Raw genomic sequence first — 19,966 nt, 5'->3', positions numbered from 1 at the left:
TTGTTCTCAGCCAAGGGGAGTCAGGAAGTTTTACAAGGCACGCGCAGCGTCACCCTTAAGCCTTTACCCATGCGTTCGGCGTACAAGTCGCCACCCGCATGCAGAGCCTGCTTTCGCGCCTGGTACATGCCCAGCCCCTTGTTTGCAGACCCCGAACTGCCCCAGGGTTCAAACAGCTTGTCCAGCGGAATTTCCAGTGGCAGGTGGGGCGTTTCAAAGTGCACCACAATAGCCTGCCCCTCTTGCTCCACCGTCACCCGGCAATGGGCCGCCACCATGCGCTCGCGCGACAGGTTGGACACATTGCCCAGCACATTGTCCAGCACTGTCGCAAGGGCCGCAGCGTCCCAGGTCAGCCAGGCCCCGCCCTGCAGATCGATTTCAACCTGATGCAACTGGCCAGCTTGAAGAATGTGCTCGTCCAGGTCCAGCATGGGCGCGGCGTCCGGGTCGTCCCGCGTGGTTACCGGTGCAGAAACGGAAGCCTGCCAGGCCGGGTTGAGCAGGGCTTGTGTCATGCGGTGTGCCCGCTCAGCCGCCAGTAGCGAATTGCTGCGCAGGCGGCGCGCCTTGGTCATCAACTCGCTGTCGGTCTCCGCCGAGCCAAAATCCTCTGCCACCAGTTGTACCCACTGCGCCAGGTTGCGCATGTCGTGCTGCAAAAAAACGCCAACCCGAGCGCGCTGACTGACTGCCGCCGCTAAGGCCAACTGCCGACCGGCCAAAGCGCCTTGAAGCATGGCAAACAGCACCTCGGCCGCCTGTATGGCAAACAGCCGACGCTCACCCCGCAAGCCTTTGAGCCCAACGCGGAACTCCAGCGAGATATCGTCATACTGAAAACTCTGGGAAAGCACCTGTTCGTCAAACCGGGCCGCGTCGTTTTGATCAGGTCCGGGTGGCCCGCCATGCACATTGGAGGGAATGAGCGGCCCCATGCGGGTGAAAACGGGCGTTCCATACCAATTTCCGCGCCAGTCAATGCTGAGCAAGCCCAACTTTGCCAGCGTGCGCTGGTGCCTCACCAGCGTACCGAGCAAGTCTTCATGCAAGGCCTCGCGCAGCGCCAGCAGCTGGTCCATGTTCTGCCGGTGCAGCCGACTCAGGTGACGCAGCCAAAGCATCGTGAAACCAACGCTAAGTCCCGCGATCACGAGGCCCGTAGCTGCATCGTAGAGGTCGTTCACGGTGAAGACCTCTCTATACCGAACTTCTTCATGAAGTAGTAGAGGTGCTCTCTGGTCAGACCCAGTTTGCGCGCAGCTTGCGCCACGTTGAACTGGCTATCGGCCAGAACAGAACGCACCAGCCGCTCCTGCGCCGCCTCGCCGAATTCCCTGACGCCTTCTCCAATTGGGGCGGTGAGCGTCATGCGCGCCTGCCCGTCGGTACTGAGCTGCTTCTCCGCCTGAAGAAACAGCACCGCTCGGGCCAGCGCTTCGCGCAGGCGCTGGCTGCTGGCGGGTTTGGTCAAAAAGTCGAAGGCACCTAGGCCTATGGCGGTCAGGGCCACCGAAGGCTCATCCTGGCCGGTGAGGACCACCACTTTCAGTGAGGGTTGTTCCAGGATCAGCAGGCGGAGCAGTTCCAGGCCTTCGGTAGGTTCGTTGGGATGCGGAGGAAGCCCCAGATCAAGCAAGGCCAGCTCAATCGGGATCTGACTTTGCCGCGCCATGCCCAGAGCCTTGGGCGCCGCGTCAGCGGACAACACGTGGTAGCCCATGTCTTCCAGCGAGCCGCACCACCAGTCGCGCAGGGAGGCGTCGTCTTCAACGACCAGTACGGTGCGCTTGTCGGACATGGCCTATTTGAGAACCCCCATGTTGGTGAAGTTGAGAAACACTGTGGCGACTGTCTGCCACTGCAGGATGTCGTCAAACGCGCCATTCGTTGCAGTGGGTTCTGTTCGTGGATGCATCACGTAAACAACGTCACCATTCAAATTGGCCGCCTCATCGGCGCCTGCGCCACCGGGCAGCTGAGCACCGTTGCGAGCGGTAGACCAGACAAGAAAGGCCGGTTGCACCACCAGATTTGCGGCCGCGGCACCGCAGGTGGTTGCGGTAATACCAGTCGATGATGCACACACTTGCTGTAGCTGCGCAACCGCAGGCTGAGGCGGGGTCGCCGCGCCGTTGAGGTAATAGGCATTCTTGATGCCATCCAGCTGGGTAAACGGATAACAGGTCGCACCACAATTGATGCTGACGGGCGCATTGCCAGCGCCCGTGTATGTGACTTGAGTGACCGAATAGCGGATGCCAAAACCCCAAGCATCCAGCATGGTGCCGTTTGCACCACGGTCGCCCAAGCCCAAGGTACGTGCAGGCACAAAACCGTTATTGAAATTAGCGCACTGCCCCAGAAGGCCGACGACCACCTCATCGCCGTTACTGGCGGCACTCGCTGGACAGGGCAGGCGGCGGTTGGCAATGGCAAATGCCGTGATGGCTTCTGAAGCCTGCTTGATGCGCTCCTGGGTGTCCCTGACGTTTTTATTGTCGAGCTGCGGACCAATGGCGGCAACAATACCGCCCAGGGCCAAGCCGACAATCACCAGCACCAGCGCGATCTCTATCAAGCTGAAGCCGCTCTGCCGGGTTTTGGACACACGCAAAAAAAGCGCGCGACTAAAGCAATGTCGAGTCATTTCGATTCCTTTTGGGTATTACCTGGCGCACCCACCTTGGGCGGAATGATCCGGATAGCCCCGGGCGGCAACAAATCAACCGTCTGCCCGGATGGGACATCAATCACCTGCCCGGCACGGGCTTTGATACGCATGTCTTTTGCGCCCGGCTGCAGCACCCCGGCCTGCCCTGCCAGTGTGCGCAGGGGCGTCACTGCATCCTGCCCATACACCGGCTGGTTGTTGATCCATACGGTGCTGCGGTTGCCAGAGCGCACCACCACGCCGCTGACCACCAGCGTGTCGGGAAGGCCTGTGCCCGCGGCTAGCGATCCATCGACCGGGACGACCTGGGCAGCACCGTCTGCACTGCTGGCGGTGTTGCGCACCACCTCCAGGTTGCGGCGCTGGGCGGGTGAAAGAATCAGGCCACCTAACGCGCTGGGGGCTGACGCTGCAAGACCCGGAGCCGCCGCCACTGGCGGCGGTGCCTGCGCAACTGCTGCGCAGGCCAGGAAGGCCATCAGCACACACAAACCACCGCGCGCTTTTTTCGCACTGCTGGTCAGAGCGGGGGTGAACCTGCTCATGAAAGATTCAGCCTTCATGGTGGTTTCGCGGGTGCGCCTTCTGCCACCACATACAGCCACGACAGATCACACTTCACGTCGACCGACGGCACTGAAGCGGACAGGCGGACCAGTATCCTCCGGTCATACACGCAGTTATCAGACGTGAAATGTCCGGCACCCGAGCCTTGCAGCCGGGCCAGTAAACGCAACCACTCTTCCTCATGAATGGCGCTGGCGCTGAGTTTCATAGGCACCCGCACCAAGTGCGCCACGGCTTCCCCGGTCTTGTCGTCGGTCAGGGGTTTGAGCTTTTCTTGCGCGCCCAGCTCCCACACCAAGGTGCTTTTGCGCAGGTCGTGCGACGCTGTCTCCAGGGTTTCGAGCATGGCCAAGCGGTCTGGCGTGGCGGCAAAACGCGACTGTTTGAGCTTGCCAAACATCTGCAGGTTTTCTTCGAGCCGGGTGCGGTCTGACTGGGTATTTTGTAAAGACTGGCTGGCAGCGTTCAGTGCCGCCTGCGCCTTGCTTTGCTCCATCGCACTATTTTGCGCCAGCAAGCTGGCCCCGCCCGCAATGGCAATAGCGAACACCAACATGATCGCTCCCAACACCAGCCGCTTGGCGGCCATACGCCAGATGCTGCGAGGCTGATGCGGGTCGTTCATGGCGCTGCCTTTTGCACACAGAGTTCCAGCGTGCGTGCGGCGACTTCACCCAGCGTGCCGGTCTGCACCTGTACCGGGTCCAGCGTGATGGTGGATTTGAGGACTGAAGCCGTCCAGCCATCACCCGTCAAACTTGCCAGCAGGCCGTCTTGCATTTGCAATGCCTGGCGCTGGGTCAGGTTCAAGGGAAGTGTCGCTGCCAAGGTGAGCAGGGCTACTGCCGGTTTGGGAGGCTCGGCAGGGGGGTTGGCCTCTGCAGCAGGTATAGCGGTTGCCGCTTTAGGGCAGGCAAAAGGCGCTGTAGCTGCGGGCGCGACGCCAGGCGTCTGTACTTGCAGGCTCGGCAATTGCCAGCTGATTTTCTGCACCTCTACCCCGGGTGCAAGCTGAAGTGCGTTGGCAAGGCGCTGCAGGCCAGCAAACTGGTCGGGCTGTACCGCCACGGTTTGTTGCCAGGCTTGAACGGTGGCCACCGCCAGGCCAGCCTGGCTCAAATCGCCCTTGGCCCGCAGGATTTCCTGATTGGCCTGCTCGTTGATGGCATCAGCCTGCGCCGATTGCGCTTGCGCCTGGCTGCGCTTGCCCCAGGACAGCCACAACAGATCAGCAGACCATAACCCTGCCAGAACCAAAGCCGCGATACCCCCATATTTGGCTGTTGCCCCCAATTGCGCGGCACGCCACTGAATGCGTGATTCATCGGGTAAAAATTGCAGCTGCGCCGACACGGACTTGAGTCGTGGCAACAACCTGGCGTAAGCGTCATCCACCGCTTCGATGAATTGAACATCCAGTGCCGGGTCTTCGGCGACCTCTTGCAGTGCCTGGTCATCGTCAAAAGGCAGCCACATCTGGGTGGAGACAGGCTGATCGGCACTGCCCAGCCACTCTTGTGAAATCAGGTACTGGACGGTTCTTCGGGCTTCGGCCAGTACAAAGCTCGCCGACAGGCTGCCCTCACCTACGCTCAGGGCCAAGCGCGAAAACAAGGGTGATTTGCCGCGCACCAGTACCTGCCGAAGCCCGGCGGGTGTGGCTACCAGCGCAAGCGTGGGCCGCAAACTGGCAGGTTCGGGCTGCACTCCCGCCTGCGCCGGTTCTGCGCGCGGGCGCCGCGGCGCTTTTGATTTGACCTCAAGGGCAATCAGCGCAGACAAGGGCCACAACCCCTTGACCCGGACCCGACGCGCCGTCAGCGCTTCCAGCCAGAGTGCTATCCGCTCACTTTGGCCAAGGGCAATCAGGGTGGCGCGGGTAGGCGGACGCCAGGAACCCGACGGTGTCAGCACGGCCGCGCGGTAAGGGTTGTCGCGCAGTTGCTGCAGCAACCTGCGTTGCAGCAATTGATCACGGGTGCCCGCCAGCCAGATCGGTGGTAACACGTTGCGGATATACGCCTCGTCCATGATGTCGCTGACCAGCGAGCAATTGCCCCGCGCCGGCATGTGCGCAGCTACCCAGGCCATCGGATCTTCGTCGGCGTCAGCGCTCGCAACGGCCTCGGCAATGGCGCCATTGAAGCGGTACAAATGCACCGACTGCTGCGCGATGACGATGACAAAATCGGCCATGACTAGAACTTGACCTTCGAGATCAAGTCGTAAATCGGCAGCATCACCGAAGACATGATCCAGGCGATCATGCCGCCCAGCACCAGCGTGAGGATCGGCTGGATCAGGCCCTGCAATTTTTCAATGGCGTCATTGACTTCGCGGGTATAAAAATAACTGACGTTTTCCAGCGCTTTATCCAGCCCGCCGGTGCTCTCCCCCACACGGATCATGCGCACCACCAGCGCGGGGAACAAAGTGGTAGCGGCAAAAGCGTCCGATACCTTCTGCCCTTGTGAAATGCTCAGGGCCGCGCCGCCTATGGCTTTGCGAAAAGCAGCATTGGTGGACAAGCTGGCGCAAAAGCCAAGCGCGTCCAGCACAGAGACACCACTTCGGTACATCAGACCGAAAGACTTGGCAAACCGCGCCATGATGATTTTTTTGAGGATGGGCCCAAACACCGGCGCCCGGAGTTTGGCGGTATCAATCCAGAGTCTGGCCGCCGGCGACAGTCGCACGGCCGCCACCCAGGCCCCCGCAATCAGCGCAATGACCAGTGGAATGGTGTACCAGTAGTTCACAAGAAAACCGGAAAATGCCACCAGGGCACGGGTTTGAATCGGAACCGTACCACCCAGATTTTTGATGAAACCAAGCAGTTGCGGCACCAGGTAAATCATCAAAAACCCCACCGCACCCAGCACCACGGTACCGGCAAACACCGGGTAGGTCAGCAGTTTTTTGGTCTGCGCAGTGATCTCATCCGACCACTTCAGGCTTTCAACCAATTCTGCAAGTACTTCCGGCAACTTGCCGGTTGCTTCACCGGTGCGGATCAGGCTGATGTTGACCTTGTCGATGCCTGCAGGAGACTGCTCCAGCGCGTCGGACAGGGTGGCGCCACCCTCAATACGATCCACCAGGTCGGAGATAAATCGCCGTACCGTGGGCGTATCGGCCGAATCACGCAGATCGATCAGGGAATCGAACAGGGGGACACCCGCCTGACTCAGCGTCTGCAGATGGATGAAGATGTTGATCAACTCCTTGCTCTCCAGACGCTTGCGCGCAAACAGCGAAGCCGCGCGCACCGGCGAGGCTTTGAGCAGCTCCAGCTGCATACGCCCCAGACGCGCCTCCAGATCGGATTCACTGGTGGCCGACTGGCGCCCCGAGATGGTCCTCCCCTCTGGGGTGATGGCGCGGTAGTTGAACTCCAGCATCAGGCAGCCAGACGGGTCAGGTCCACCACGCGCGCCACCTCTTCCAGTGAAGTGGTGCCGGCCAGCACGCGCTCGAGGCCGTCTTCAGCCATGGTGGTGAAACCGCTGGCCTGCGCGTGGGCCAGCAACTCGGGCGTGCGGGCATTGCGCGAGAGCAAGTCATCCAGGCCCATGTCAAAGCGCAGCAACTCCATGATGCTCGTGCGCCCTTTATAACCCTGCGCCTTGCAATGGGTGCACCCGACAGCGCGATACAGCACCAGCTTTGCGTGGGGGGCAGAGCCCAGCAGCGATTTTTCAACATCACCTGCCTCATAGCCCTCTTTGCATTTTGGGCAGAGCAGGCGCACCAGGCGCTGCGCCACAATGCCGATCAGGTTGCCAGTCATCACGCTGGAGGGAATACCCAGATCAAGCAGGCGCGCAATCGCCAGTACGGCCGAATTGGCGTGCAGCGTGGAAAACACCTGGTGCCCTGTCATGGCAGCCCGAAAAGCCATCTCGGCGGTCTCGTGGTCTCGGATCTCGCCGACCAGAATGATGTCGGGATCCTGCCGCATCATGGAGCGGATGCCATTGGCAAAATCCATTTTGGGATTGTCGGCAGCGGATGCCTGGCGGATACGCGCCATGGGGTATTCCACCGGGTCTTCCAGCGTCATGATGTTGACGCTTTCGGTGTTCATCTCACTAAGTATTGAATACAGCGTGGTGGTTTTTCCGCTGCCGGTGGGGCCGGTAACCAAAATGATGCCGTAGGGCCGCGCCAACATCAGGCGCAAGGTGTTCATGCGATCTGGGGGCAGGCCCATTTGCTCCAGCGGCACGATGGACTTGCGCCTGTCCAGCACACGCAACACAAAGTTTTCACCATGGATGGTCGGCTGCGCTGCTGCACGAAAGTCCACATCATGGCCGCGTATGACCATGGAGATACGGCCATCCTGCGGCGCGCGGGTTTCTGCGATGTCCATGCCCGACAAAACCTTGAGCCTGACCGACAACGCCGGCCAGTACTGCTTGTGCAGCACGCGCACCTGGCGCATGACACCGTCGATACGATATCGAATCCGCAAAAAGCCTTCCTCGGGCTCAAAGTGAATGTCGGAGGCGCCTTCCAGCACCGCGTCGGCCAGCAGCGCATCAATCAGCCGGACAATCGGGTGGGCAAACGCTTCAGCGCCGCGCATGGACAGCGCGCTGTCGTCCATCTTGCCAGTGCGCAAGCCCTTGAGGATGTCATCGATCGACAGGACGTAGCCGTAAAAACGGTCAATGGCGGACTTGATATCGGCCTTGGAAGCGAGCCGCCAGCGCAGCGAGATATCGGCTGGCACAGCGGATCGGCACTGGTCCATGGCAACCACATCGTTGGTGTCGCTGATAGCGACCGTCAACTGCCTGGTCTGATCGTCAAGACCGACGGGGAACACATCGTAGTTTTGCGCCAGTGTTTTGGGAATGAGCTGGATGGCGCCGTCGTCGGGCACCATCTCACCAAGGCGTATGGCCTCTGTGGCACTGGCCGCCGCCATGATGGCCGTCAGGTCATCCAGCGAGAGCATGCCCAGGCTGACCAGAATGTCGCCAAAAGAGCCGCCGCGCTTTTCGCGCTCGGTCCAGGCGATCTCGGCCTGGTCGGGCGTGATCAGTCCGCTGCGTTCAAGCTCGAGGTAAAACGACGTCGGGTTGTAGACGTCGAGCTTGGCGTTCATCGCGCGGGCCCCGCTGGTGCACGCGCCCTCAGGGCGGTCAGCCGGTTGCGCGCGCTGGCCTCGTCAAAGCCCGACGCCCTGCCCGCGGCCAGGCCCAGCGCAGTTTCGTAGTACTGGGCCGCCAGGGCCGATTTGCGCAAGTGGTCCAGCGTCACTGCCAGGTTGTAGGCAAACTGGGCTTCCAGCGGTGCCGCGGAGTGCGCCTTGAAAAACAGCGGTTGCGCCTCGGACCAGCGCTGCTCGCCAGACAAAACCAGCCCGAGTGCGTTGTTCAGGTCGGCCTCCTGCGGGGCGCGCGCCAGCATTTCACGCAACCGCGATTCCTGCTGCGGCTCACCGGCGCTGGTGATCAGGCTGCTGAGGCCAGCCAGCGCGGTGGCGTTTTGCGGCTCCAGTCGCAAAACCCGTTTGTACGCATCCATCGCTGGCTCGCGCTGGTTGCCGGCGTGGGCAATCACCGCCAGCCCCAGCCAGGCGTCCCGCTGGGTCGGGTCAGCTCGCAGCACGTCCTGGTACAGGCGCGTGGCTTCAGCCGGTTTGCCGGCCTGGTAGGCGGCGTAAGCGGCATCCATGAGCGAGGCTGGTTTGGCACTGGCATTGGGCACCAGGGCCACCGCAGCGCTGGGGCCGTTAGCGCTGCCACTGGCAGACGTACGCGCTGTGCCTTGCGATGAGGCCTGTGGCGCAGCACGCGAGCGCGGGGTCGCGGTGGCGGTGGCGGACCTTGCACCTGCAACAGGGGTGGCAGTTGCGGGTTGCGGGCTTGAGGGAGTTGAAGGGGCTGGCGGTGCCGATGCGGCCGGGGGCAGATTGCTGGCCGCAACCGGCAATGACGCAGCCACACTGACAGCCGGCGCCGCAGCGGCAGCTACGGCGGGATCACCCACCGCGACCGCAGGTGTGCTTTCAGGCAGCGGAGCCGCTGGTTTCGGCCGGTTGGCTGCGACCAGCGTGCTTTTGCTACCCAGTAGCGCGTCACCAAAAAAGAGAAAACCAAGCAATGGCACAGCAAGCACCAGGGCGATGCCAACCAGCATCCACTGCCGGCGCTTGCCGGCATCACGCGGGCGCGATTTGCCTGCCATGACACCCGCAGCCGACAGGGCCCTGCGTTCTGTGGCGCGGTTCTGTTGCAAGACACTCTGCGCCGCCTCGGCAGGTTCGCCCGCCCCAGTGCCGGCTCGCCCATCCCGAGCAGGCGGCGCAGTGGCTGCACCAACCTCAGGAACATCCGGTTTACTTTCTGCTTGCGCAGCCGCCCTGCTCTGGCTGGCGGCAAAACGCGCCTCTTGCTCAGCCTGCGCGCCTGTGGGTCTGACGTATCGGCCATAGGGCTGAACGGGGGTTCGCGGGCTGGCAGGCGGTATCACCAAGGCGCCAGGCGGCTCGGCTTCAGATGCTGGGGCCGGGGGTTCAGCCAGCGCCAATGTCAGCTCTGGGAAACCTGTATCTGTTTCTGGTTTTGCTGCCTCCGCTTGTGGCGCAGCATCGATGTCTGCCAGCTTCAGGGCCAATGCATCTTCAGGCGCAGCGTTGACTTGCACCACCAGGTCCGGGACCGCGGGTGCGGTGGCACCGGACGCAACGCCTTCCCGCAATGACAACTCGGCCGCCGGCTCGCTCACGTCCTGTTTGCGCTTGCGTGCGTCTTCCTCGGCCCGGCGAAGGGCGTCCAGCAACAGGCTCATTGACGGCGCCCCACGGGAACCGGTGTGCCTATGGACAACTGGCTGCGGATAAAGGAGGCATCGCCGTCGATGCTGGAGTCGCGCAGGATAGTGGGGCGCAGGAAGATAACCAATTCACTCTTGTTCGCCTGGTTGCTGCGCAGCTTGAACAACTCGCCGACCAGCGGCACGTTGCCCACGCCGGGAATCTGGTCGGTGGCATTGTTCTGGTCATCCTGCATCAGGCCGCCCAGCACTGCCGTTTCACCGTCACGGACCTTCATGATCGACTCAAACTCGCGTGTCTGTATTTCCGGAATGCGGTTGGTGATACCGGCCTGCGCCAGCGCGGGGCTGGGGTCGTTGGCGTAACTGGTGATGCGCGATACCGACGGACGCAGGTTCAGCGTGATTTCGTCATCATCACCCACCTGCGCTGTCACGTTCATCAAAAATCCCACTGGCACGGTGTTGATGGTGGTGGTATAGACAGCGGCGGTTGCCGGCACCCCCAGCGACGCGGGTGTGCCGGGCGTAACGGAAATCGTGAAATAGACCTTGTTGTCCACCACCTTGAGCAGCGCCGCCTGGTTGTTCATGACGCTGACTTTCGGGCTGGAAAGTACACGCGTTTTGCCGAAGGACTCCAGCAGGCGCACCGTCGCAGAAATATCAGTATTGCCGTAAGAGCGTCGAGCAGTGAAAGTACCAAGAAATGGCGGGTTGACGCCAGTGGACAGAGCCCGCCCGCCTCCGCCGGCCATCACCAGACTCAGCGGCGTCGAAACCGCATTGCGTACCACTGACCAATTGATGCCTTGCTGATAATCATTCGTGAGCGCCACCTCGACAATCGTGGCTTCAATCAGAACCTGGCGCCGGGCATTGCCCACCACCTGATCGAGAAACTCCCGCACCCGCGCATGCTGCTTTCCTGTGGCGCGCACGCTGATCACGCCGGTCTCAGGGTTGGCAATGACCGACGCGGCCTCGCGATAAAGCGGTACCGGCGCTGCTGGAGATGCGGGTACTGCTGCGCTGGCTGTGGCTGCCGGCGCGGACCCGCCGGCTACAGCGCGCGCCACCGCGCCAGCCGCACCAGCAATGGTTGGCGCAGCGGCCGCTGGCGCGGCAGCCGGTGCGGCAGGGGCCGTCGTGTCAATCACCCGGTCAGTTTCACGTAACAGGTCACGTATGTTTTCGGTCAGGGTGACCCAGAAGCGGTTGTTTGACGTGTTGCGAATGGACGCGGACGAGGAATTGCCGGTACCTGTTGCGCTGCCCTGCCCCGTGGTGGCCACCTGCGATTCTGAACCGGTGTTGCTGACCGAGTCACGCGTGATGTTGGGGTAGTCGGCCTTGTACAGGCGCAAAAAAGGCGCATCAGGCAACACAAAAAGGTTTTTGCCTTCCAGCTCATACCGCATGTCGATTTGCCGCCCGATCCGGTCCAGCAACTCACCGATGGTTTGATCCAGCGCATTGAGCGTGACTGTGCCGGTGATGCCGGGGTGTACATCCAGGTTGAGCTTGGCATCACGGGCCAGCGCGAACAGCAAAGTCTGCGCATTGACGTTGCTGACCACCACACTGTAGGTCTCTTGCGGCTTGACCGCGCGCGGCGCGGGCAAGCGCGGTGCGCCGGCAGAAAGCGGTGGGATGTTGACCGCGTTGCCGCCTGGATCGGCCAGTGCAGGAACGGCAGAGGGCTCTTCGGCCAGGTGCCCGCGCAACAAGGGAGGGGGCGGGGTGGCACATCCGGCCAGCCATAGTGTGGCCGCGACAAGGCACAAGGCAGGTCGGCTGGCGGGATATCGATTTTTCAAGGACGAGGCTCCTGACGGATGGCTGCGAGGCTGCGTACAACAGGTTTGTAACGCCTTATAGCCAGAGGAGATGATTGTATGAACTCCAGCGCCGCTGCGCGGGTTTCAAAATGCCCCACATACAGCGCATGAAAAACCTGCTGCCGGTAAAGCCGGTTGTGTACCAGCACCGGCACGGCAGACTGGGGCGAAGCGTCCAGCGCAGCGCGAATTTCATTGACCATGACCAGCAACTCGGCATCACGCGGGGCCCGCTGGGACAACAGCTGCACGGTGAATCCCTGAGTGGACGGAGCCGCCACAAATGTATCGGTTGCCCGCATGCGCACCGCCAGCGAGTCGTCAGCAAGGCCCGCCGCCAGCCCCGCGCCAAGCGGCGCCTCCTGGCTGGCCGAAGACGGGCCCGGCACACCGGCCCCGGGTTGCAAGCCAGGGACCTTGTTGGCGGGGACAGCGGGCTGCGAAATTCCGCCAGAAACAGGCAGGGTTGGTACCCTGCTTTTTTCTGCGGGAGTGGCTGGTGGCGCGGGAACAACGGATGCGATCGACGTGGCCGGCAGCACCGCCTGACTCGCCGCAGCTTGCTCCACCCGCGGCGACTGTCGCCCGTTGCCCAGCCAATAACCCACACCCAAGGCGAGCAAAAGAGCCAACACTCCCGGCGCCCAGCGCCAGGCTGGGCTGTGGCCCCACCCGGTCTCGCCTGCGAAACCAGACCTGCGCCCGAAGGACGGCTGGCTATCGTTTGCGGCGCGCCGCACCTGATCCAGGCCGACCAGCTGCACCCCTTCCGCGTAGGCGGCCAGCAGCGACTTGTCCGCCAGCATGTTGAGCTTGCGGGTACGCCCCCCGGAAGCTTGGACCAGCAAGGCCAGGGCTGCTGCGTCAAACAGCTCGCCGCCCTGCCAGCCCGCCTTGTGCAGGCGAAACATCAGATAAGCCGACACCTCCTGCGCATTGAGCGGCTGAAGTTCAAACCGGTGGCTGATGCGGTCTTTGACCTGGCGCAACTGCGGTGCTGCCAGCAGCTCATCGAGCTCAGGCTGGCCAAACAACACAATTTTGAGCAACTTGTGCTGCGTCGTTTCAAGATTCGACAGCAGCCGGATTTCCTCCAGCGTGGTCGCCGGCATGCTGTGCGCCTCGTCGATCACCACCACCACGCGCCGACCTTGGGCGTAACGCTCGATCAGCACCGATTCCAGACCAGCCAGCATGTGCGCACGGTTGCCCTGAGGCGGCTCCGGCATCAGGTCGTTGGCAATGGCACCAAGAATTTCGTCGCGGTCGAAAACCGGGTTGGCCAGGTACACCGTGTCAGACGCCAGCGGACGCAGTCGCTCCAGCAACATGCGGCTGAGCATGGTTTTGCCCATGCCAATCTCACCGACCACACTGACAATGCCTTCGTCGTGCATGGACGCGACGATCAGTCCTTCCAGAATATCGCCGCGCTGGCCACCCGTAAAAAAGAAACCGGTGTCTGGCGTTATGCGGAAAGGATCTGTGGCAAGGCCAAAGTGGTCCAGGTAAAGAACACTCATGTTTTCAATTACTTGTTAAAGATTTCTCATGTACCGCGTAACTCTTGGCGAGCCATATTGGGTAGGAATTATGCGGTTGAAACCGAATATGCAAAAATTTGTTACAACTCTGCACCAAACGGCCTTGTATGGACGAACAGGGGCCGGAGCGAGCACCTTCCAGTGCGCGCCGGAGGTCAGTTTACGAGGAGGTGCGCAAAAAGCAACCGGGCGCGATGCAGTGCGTCAGGCGCGCAGGATCACCGACCCATGTCGTATGGGCAACATCCGTCGAAATCGGCGCAGGAAAAGGGGGGGTCGAAAGGGACGCGAGGGTGGCACTGCGCGTGCACCACCCCGCGCCCACGGTCGTCAGTGCAGCTTGCAGCCGGTTTTGGCTTGCAGCGCTTCGCGGGTGACGCCAGGCGCCAGTTCGATGACTTTCAGGCCCTGGGGTGTCACGTCCATCACGGCCAGATCGGTGATGATGCGGTCCACCACGCCCACCCCGGTCAGGGGCAAGGTGCAGTTCTCGAGGATTTTCATATCTTCGGTACCGTCTTTTTTCTTCGCGACATGCTCCATCAGAATGATGACGCGCTTCACGCCAGCCACCAGATCCATCGCGCCGCCCATGCCCTTGACCATCTTGCCAGGGATCATCCAGTTGGCCAGATCGCCGTTCTGGCTGACCTGCATGGCGCCCAGAATGCTCAGGTTGATCTTCCCGCCGCGAATCATGGCGAAGCTGTCGTGGCTGCCAAAAATCGACGAACCCTTGATGGTCGTCACGGTTTGTTTGCCCGCGTTGATCAGGTCCGCATCCACTTCTTCTTCAATCGGGAAGGGGCCTATGCCCAGCATGCCGTTTTCAGACTGCAACCAGACTTCCTTGTCGGTCGGCACAAAGTTGGCCACCAGCGTCGGAATGCCGATGCCCAGGTTCACATAAAAACCGTCTTCCAGCTCTTGGGCAGCACGGGCTGCCATTTGGTCTTGACTCCAGGGCATGATTTTTAAACTCCGGCTTTTTCAGTGATGGTGCGTTTTTCAATACGCTTTTCGGGATGGGCATTGAGCACGATGCGGTGTACATAGATGCCTGGCAAATGAATCTGGTCGGGGGCCAGTTCGCCGGTCTCGACAATTTTCTCGACCTCGACGATGCAGACTTTGCCAGCCATGGCCACAGCCGGGTTGAAGTTGCGCGCGGTCAGCCGGAACTGCAGGTTGCCCGACTTGTCGGCCACATGGGCCTTGACCAGAGACACATCGGGCACCAGCGCGCGCTCCATGACATAAGTCTCGCCATCAAAATCGCGCAGTTCCTTGCCCTCGGCCACTTGGGTGCCCACACCGGTTTTGGTGAAAAACGCAGGAATACCGGCGCCGCCAGCGCGCAGCTTTTCAGCCAGCGTGCCCTGGGGCGTGAACTCCAGTTCCAGTTCACCAGCCAGGTACTGGCGCTCAAACTCCTTGTTTTCACCGACATAGCTGGAGATCATCTTTTTGATCTGCCTTGTCTCAAGCAGCTTGCCAAGACCAAATCCGTCCACACCAGCGTTGTTGGAAATCACCGTCAGGTTTTTTACCTGACTGGCCTTCAGGGCTTCAATCAGCGCTTCCGGAATGCCGCACAGGCCAAAACCGCCAACCGCCAGCAACTGGCCGTCGCTGACAACGCCTTTCAGCGCGTCGGCCGCAGAGGGAAAGAGTTTGTTCACAAAAATCTCCTGGAGAACTTCAATAGGAACCTCAAAAGCTTTACGATACTACCTAACCAACTACGTAGTTTTCCGTAAAGTCAAACCCGCGCTCACACCTCATGGACATTGACTACCGTCTGGCATTTGACATGGCCCCCGTCGGGCTGGTGCTCTCACGCAACCGCGCCATTGTGGACTGCAACCAGCACTTGTGCGAGATGTTTGGCGCCTCCCGACAGCAGCTGATGGGTCAGTCCTTCCAGATCCTTTACCCCAGCGCAGACGAGTACGAACGTATAGGCGCGCGCATGTTGCCGATTCTCAATGCCAAGGGCCACTACGCCGACGACCGCATCATGAAACGGCTGGACGGCCGGCTCAAGGGAGAAACCTTCTGGTGCCATGTCACCGGACGGGCCCTGAACCGCGCAGCGCCGCATGAGTCGGGCATCTGGAGCTTTGAAGACCTCAGTTCGCGGCGTCCGGTCAAGGCGGAGCTGACGGCGCGCGAACGCGAAGTGGCCGCGCATCTGCTGGATGGCCTGACCTCCAAGGAGATAGGCCGGGCGCTGGTCATCAGCCATCGGACGGTCGAGATCTACCGCGCCCGACTGATGCGCAAGTACAAGGCGTCGACCACGGCTGACCTGGTGCACAAGCTGATGGCGGGCGGCTGAACGGGCGGGCCGTATTTGCTATTGAATCAATAGCTGCCAGAGCACGCCTGGCAAAGGCTAGAGGCTGAAATCAGCTAAAACGCACGGGGTCAACGGGCAGTGCTGGTGGTTCAGACGAGCCCGGCGTCGCTGTCGCGCCGGATCGAATCGCGCGCACGGTGGTCGCGCAACTTGCCCAGGGTATGGTCCAGCAAGCGTTTCAGTTTATCGGTGGCGCCCCGAAACGCCTCGCCCTGGCTGATCGCATGGTGGTTGACAGCCAGGGGCTCATGGTGCGCCAGCCGTACCTCCATCAGGCAACGCTTCTGATCGGGACTGACCTTGTCGGCGTTCTCATCGCTCATATGCACCTCAATGCGGGTGATGTCGCCCTTGAACCGACTCAAGGATTCATGTAGCTCGGCGCCAGCCCAGCGTTCAAACGATTCGCCGGTGTCGATGGTGTGGTTGGAGTTGACCTGAATTTGCATGTGCCTCTTCCTTTCAAAAACCGCAGCGCACGGCCTGTAACCGGCGCTGTCATGAAGCCGCCAGAGCGGCGGCGCGAAAATTCATTGTGCGCCTTGCCCACCGCAGGCCCTGTAGTCCTCATTCCCTGAGAGAAGTAGGGTCGGCCAACGCCTCACACCCTTTTCGATCCGTCCACGACTTCGGCGGCAGTGCGAAAAGCGTCGACTGCGGTAGGCACGCCGCAGTACACAGCGGCATGCAGCAACACCTCCTGGAGTTCGGCTGGTGTGGCGCCGTTGTTGAGCGCGCCGCGCAAATGGCCCTTGAGCTCATGCTGCTTGCCCAGGGCCGTGAGCATGGCCACGGTGATCAGGCTGCGGGTCTTGAGGTCCAGCCCGGGCCGCTGCCAGACATCGCCCCAGGCCTTGGCCGTGATGTGCTCCTGGATAGGCCGCGTGAAATCGGTGGCGTTGCCCAGCGCATTGGCCACAAACTCTTCGCCCATCACCTGCTTGCGCGTGGCGAGGCCCTTGTCAAAAGCTTTGTCTGAAGGAACGGTCATGAGGCTCTCCGCAAAAAGGTCAAGCATAGTGGAGGCCGGACCGGCAACACAGGCCAGGACTCCTGTCCCATAAAAAAGCCCGTCCCGGTTGACACCGGGACGGGCTCACGATCATGCAAGATCAACGCGGGCAGCTCAGGCCAGGTCGTAGCGGTCCAGGTTCATCACCTTGGTCCAAGCCTTCACAAAGTCACGCACAAACACTTCCTGCGAATCGCTGCTTGCATACACCTCAGCCAGCGCCCTGAGCTGCGAGTTGGAACCGAAGACCAGGTCGGCGACGGTGCCGGTCAGCTTCAGCTCATTCGTCTTGCGGTCGCGCCCTTCCAGCACAAACTCCGCATCGGCGGACTTCTGCCACTTGGTGTTCATGTCGAGCAGATTGACGAAGAAGTCGTTGGTCAGTTCGTCCTTGCGCTCGGTAAAGACGCCGTGTTTGGCTGCACCGACGTTGGCCCCCAGGGAGCGCAGGCCACCAACCAGCACGGTCATCTCGGGCGCGGTCAGCGTCAGCAGGTTGGCCTTGTCAACCAGCAGCTCGGCGATTTGCGCTTCGTGGCCCTTGCGAACGTAGTTGCGAAAGCCGTCGGCCACGGGCTCCATGACGGAAAATGATTCCACATCGGTCTGCGCTTGCGAGGCATCGGTACGGCCCGGGGAAAAGGGAACGCTCAGCTTGTGACCAGCCTTCCTGGCGGCCGCTTCGACGGCAGCGGTGCCGCCCAGCACAATCAAGTCGGCGAGCGAGACCTTCTTGCCACCGGATTGCGCAGCGTTGAATTCCTTCTGCACGACCTCAAGCTTTGCCAGCACCTTGGCCAGCTCAGCCGGCTGGTTGACTTCCCAGTCCTTTTGCGGCGCCAGGCGGATGCGCGCACCGTTGGCACCGCCGCGCTTGTCGCTACCACGGAAAGTCGAGGCCGATGCCCAGGCCGTCGTCACCAGTTGCGAGGTACTCAGGCCCGAGGCGAGGATTTTTGCCTTGAGCGCAGCCACATCCCTGTCATCAACCAGCGCATGGTCCACGGCCGGAACCGGGTCTTGCCAGATCAGCTCTTCCTTCGGGACCAGCGGGCCAAGGTAACGGGCAAGTGGCCCCATGTCGCGGTGCGTCAGCTTGAACCAGGCACGGGCAAAGGCATCGGCAAATTCCTGCGGGTTGGCCATGAAGCGGCGCGAGATCTTCTCGTAGGCCGGGTCCATGCGCATCGCCATGTCGGCCGTGGTCATCATCGGTGCGTGGCGCTTGCCCGGGTCGTGCGCGTCGGGCACGGTACCGTCGCCTGTCGTGCCCACGGGTTTCCACTGGTGCGCGCCAGCGGGGCTCTTGGTCAGCTCCCATTCGTAGCCGAACAGGTTCTCAAAATAGCCGTTGTCCCACTGAATGGGGTTCTTGGTCCACGCGCCTTCGATGCCACTGGTGGTCGTGTGTACACCGTGGCCGGTCTCAAAGCTGTTGGTCCAGCCGAAACCCATGTTCTCAATCGCGGCGCGCTCGGGCTCCTCGCCAAGATATTTCGCGTCGACCGCACCATGGGATTTGCCAAAGGTGTGGCCGCCGGCGGTGAGCGCCACAGTCTCTTCGTCATTCATGGCCATGCGGGCGAAGGTTTCACGGATGTCGCGGGCCGAACCGAGGGGGTCCGGCTTGCCGTTCGGGCCTTCGGGATTAACGTAGATCAGGCCCATCTGCACCGCAGCCAGGGGATTGGCCAGCTCACGGTCGCCGCTGTAGCGCTCGTCGCCAAGCCAGGTGCTCTCAGAACCCCAGTTGATGTCTTCTTCCGGCTCCCAGACATCGGGCCGGCCGCCGCCGAAGCCGAAGGTCTTGAAGCCCATGGACTCGAGCGCAACGTTGCCGGTCAGGATGAACAGGTCCGCCCAGGAGAGCTTGCGGCCGTATTTGGCCTTGATAGGCCAGAGCAGTCGGCGCGCCTTGTCGAGGTTGCCGTTGTCGGGCCAGCTGTTGAGCGGTGCAAAACGCTGCTCACCGCTGCCGCTGCCGCCACGGCCGTCGAACGTGCGGTAGGTGCCTGCAGCATGCCAGGCCATGCGGATGAAAAACGGGCCGTAGTGGCCATAGTCGGCAGGCCACCATGATTGCGAATCAGTCATCAAGGCATGCAGGTCCTTGATGACGGCGTGCAGGTCCAGGGTCTTGAATTCTTCCGCGTAATTAAACTCGGAGCTCATCGGGTTGGACAGCGCTGACTGCTGGTGCAGCACCTTGAGATTGAGTTGCTCGGGCCACCAGGAGGCATTGGTCGTCCCGCGCGGCGTGGGTTTTTTCGGTGCGCCGCCCGAGAAGGGGCAGCTGGCTTCGCTTTGCATTTGCTGTTCAGACATGATGTTTCCTTTGAATTGAAAAGTGGGGCCCGGGTGCGGCATGCCAGGATCCTGGCCTGGATGACCCAGTCTAGGTTTCAAAGCAAAATATTCATAGTCAATTAAAAATATTTATACGATAGTTTTTATCAATGTATCGGGCGCCAACCCGCCAAACCGTCTCTCCTCAGAGGGACCAGCCATGCCAGCATTGCATTACGCTTGCCGGGCACAGACGCATAAAGTTTTTTGAAGGAAACATCCATGACCACCCCCAACACACCGGGCCCGGCCAGCCGCTACCCTGCCCCCGAGCTGAAAGACCTGCCGGAAGACATTCGGGTGAAGATTCTTGAAGTCCAGGAGAAAGCCGGCTTTGTGCCGAATGTGTTTCTGGCGCTGGCGCGCCGTCCGGCGGAGTGGCGCGCCTTCTTCGCCTACCACGACGCATTGATGCTCAGGGAAGAGTCGGGCCTTACCAAGGGCGACCGCGAGATGATTGTCACCACCACCAGCGCCGCGAATCAGTGCCTGTACTGCGTGGTGGCGCACGGTGCGCTACTGCGGATCTACGAGAAGAAGCCGCTGGTGGCCGACCAGGTCTCGGTGAACTACCGCAAGGCCGACATCACGCCGCGCCAGCGCGCCATGCTGAACTTTGCGATGAAGGTCTGCGAGCGTTCGCATGAGGTGGAAGAAGCCGACTTTTCCGCGCTGCACGGGCACGGCTTCACCGACGAGGACATCTGGGACATCGCGGCGATCACCGCGTTTTTCGGCCTGTCCAACCGCATCGCCAGCTTCTCCAGCATGATGCCCAACCCCGAGTTTTACCTGATGGGCCGCGCGCCCAAACAAAAGCAACCCGGCTGA

18 protein-coding genes are annotated in these 19,966 nt (G+C 61.4%); 2 read left to right on the top strand and 16 right to left on the bottom strand.

The window, feature by feature from the left end; translation table 11 throughout:
• Positions 1-20: 20 nt before the first annotated feature.
• The 13 genes from Q8L50_RS14710 to Q8L50_RS14650 all read right to left on the bottom strand — a co-directional run bounded on the left by Q8L50_RS14710 (position 21) and on the right by Q8L50_RS14650 (position 15,097).
• Positions 21-1,187, bottom strand: a complete 1,167-nt coding sequence (locus tag Q8L50_RS14710) for a HAMP domain-containing sensor histidine kinase (protein ID WP_305349385.1) — start codon at positions 1,185-1,187, stop codon at positions 21-23.
• A complete protein-coding gene (locus Q8L50_RS14705) occupies positions 1,184-1,801 on the bottom strand; it encodes a response regulator (RefSeq protein ID WP_305349384.1) in 618 nt (205 codons plus the stop codon). Before Q8L50_RS14705 ends, Q8L50_RS14710 begins: the two co-directional genes overlap by 4 nt.
• Before the next feature lie 3 nt (positions 1,802-1,804).
• Complete coding sequence (locus tag Q8L50_RS14700) at positions 1,805-2,650, bottom strand: type II secretion system protein (RefSeq protein WP_305349383.1); 846 nt, start codon at positions 2,648-2,650, stop codon at positions 1,805-1,807.
• A complete protein-coding gene (locus tag Q8L50_RS14695; RefSeq protein WP_305349382.1) occupies positions 2,647-3,219 on the bottom strand; it encodes a hypothetical protein in 573 nt (190 codons plus the stop codon). Before Q8L50_RS14695 ends, Q8L50_RS14700 begins: the two co-directional genes overlap by 4 nt.
• A gap of 14 nt (positions 3,220-3,233) precedes the next feature.
• Complete coding sequence (locus Q8L50_RS14690) at positions 3,234-3,866, bottom strand: hypothetical protein (RefSeq protein WP_305349381.1); 633 nt, start codon at positions 3,864-3,866, stop codon at positions 3,234-3,236.
• Complete coding sequence (locus Q8L50_RS14685) at positions 3,863-5,437, bottom strand: hypothetical protein (protein ID WP_305349380.1); 1,575 nt, start codon at positions 5,435-5,437, stop codon at positions 3,863-3,865. The genes Q8L50_RS14690 and Q8L50_RS14685 overlap by 4 nt, the downstream gene beginning before the upstream one ends.
• Before the next feature lie 2 nt (positions 5,438-5,439).
• Complete coding sequence (locus Q8L50_RS14680) at positions 5,440-6,642, bottom strand: type II secretion system F family protein (RefSeq protein WP_305349379.1); 1,203 nt, start codon at positions 6,640-6,642, stop codon at positions 5,440-5,442.
• Entirely contained in the window at positions 6,642-8,357 is a 1,716-nt protein-coding gene (locus Q8L50_RS14675; RefSeq protein ID WP_305349378.1) for a GspE/PulE family protein, read from the bottom strand. Before Q8L50_RS14675 ends, Q8L50_RS14680 begins: the two co-directional genes overlap by 1 nt.
• Complete coding sequence (locus Q8L50_RS14670; protein WP_305349377.1) at positions 8,354-10,045, bottom strand: tetratricopeptide repeat protein; 1,692 nt, start codon at positions 10,043-10,045, stop codon at positions 8,354-8,356. The genes Q8L50_RS14675 and Q8L50_RS14670 overlap by 4 nt, the downstream gene beginning before the upstream one ends.
• On the bottom strand, positions 10,042-11,850 hold the full coding sequence (gene mshL, locus Q8L50_RS14665) for a pilus (MSHA type) biogenesis protein MshL (protein WP_305349376.1): 1,809 nt from the start codon (positions 11,848-11,850) through the stop codon (positions 10,042-10,044). Before mshL ends, Q8L50_RS14670 begins: the two co-directional genes overlap by 4 nt.
• Positions 11,847-13,394, bottom strand: coding sequence for an ExeA family protein (locus Q8L50_RS14660; protein WP_305349375.1), 1,548 nt, complete (start codon positions 13,392-13,394; stop codon positions 11,847-11,849). The genes mshL and Q8L50_RS14660 overlap by 4 nt, the downstream gene beginning before the upstream one ends.
• A gap of 351 nt (positions 13,395-13,745) precedes the next feature.
• Positions 13,746-14,384 (bottom strand): CoA transferase subunit B, encoded by a 639-nt coding sequence (locus Q8L50_RS14655; protein ID WP_305349374.1) that lies wholly within the window; start codon positions 14,382-14,384, stop codon positions 13,746-13,748.
• 5 nt (positions 14,385-14,389) lie between these two features.
• Positions 14,390-15,097: a CoA transferase subunit A gene (locus Q8L50_RS14650; RefSeq protein ID WP_305349373.1), complete on the bottom strand. Its 708-nt coding sequence runs from the start codon at positions 15,095-15,097 to the stop codon at positions 14,390-14,392.
• Between the two features lie 101 nt (positions 15,098-15,198).
• Between Q8L50_RS14650 and Q8L50_RS14645 the strand changes: the two genes are divergently transcribed.
• Positions 15,199-15,756, top strand: a complete 558-nt coding sequence (locus tag Q8L50_RS14645) for a PAS and helix-turn-helix domain-containing protein (RefSeq protein WP_305349372.1) — start codon at positions 15,199-15,201, stop codon at positions 15,754-15,756.
• Positions 15,757-15,866: 110 nt separating this feature from the next.
• On the opposite strand, the gene Q8L50_RS14640 is transcribed toward Q8L50_RS14645, so the two are convergent.
• From Q8L50_RS14640 to katG, 3 genes are all read right to left on the bottom strand, one after another.
• Positions 15,867-16,226 carry an HPF/RaiA family ribosome-associated protein gene (locus Q8L50_RS14640; protein ID WP_305349371.1) on the bottom strand — a complete coding sequence of 120 codons (360 nt, stop codon included), beginning with the start codon at positions 16,224-16,226 and terminating at the stop codon, positions 15,867-15,869.
• 152 nt (positions 16,227-16,378) lie between these two features.
• Positions 16,379-16,768, bottom strand: coding sequence for a carboxymuconolactone decarboxylase family protein (locus Q8L50_RS14635; RefSeq protein WP_305349370.1), 390 nt, complete (start codon positions 16,766-16,768; stop codon positions 16,379-16,381).
• A gap of 135 nt (positions 16,769-16,903) precedes the next feature.
• Positions 16,904-19,099 carry a catalase/peroxidase HPI gene (gene katG / locus Q8L50_RS14630; RefSeq protein WP_305349409.1) on the bottom strand — a complete coding sequence of 732 codons (2,196 nt, stop codon included), beginning with the start codon at positions 19,097-19,099 and terminating at the stop codon, positions 16,904-16,906.
• A gap of 258 nt (positions 19,100-19,357) precedes the next feature.
• Here katG and Q8L50_RS14625 point away from each other — a divergent pair, with 258 nt between their 5' ends.
• Positions 19,358-19,966: a peroxidase-related enzyme gene (locus tag Q8L50_RS14625; RefSeq protein WP_305349369.1), complete on the top strand. Its 609-nt coding sequence runs from the start codon at positions 19,358-19,360 to the stop codon at positions 19,964-19,966.

It is taken from the genome of Polaromonas sp. (assembly GCF_030680935.1).
GTDB lineage: Bacteria > Pseudomonadota > Gammaproteobacteria > Burkholderiales > Burkholderiaceae_C > Polaromonas.
This window is presented reverse-complemented; position numbering and strand designations above follow the sequence as displayed.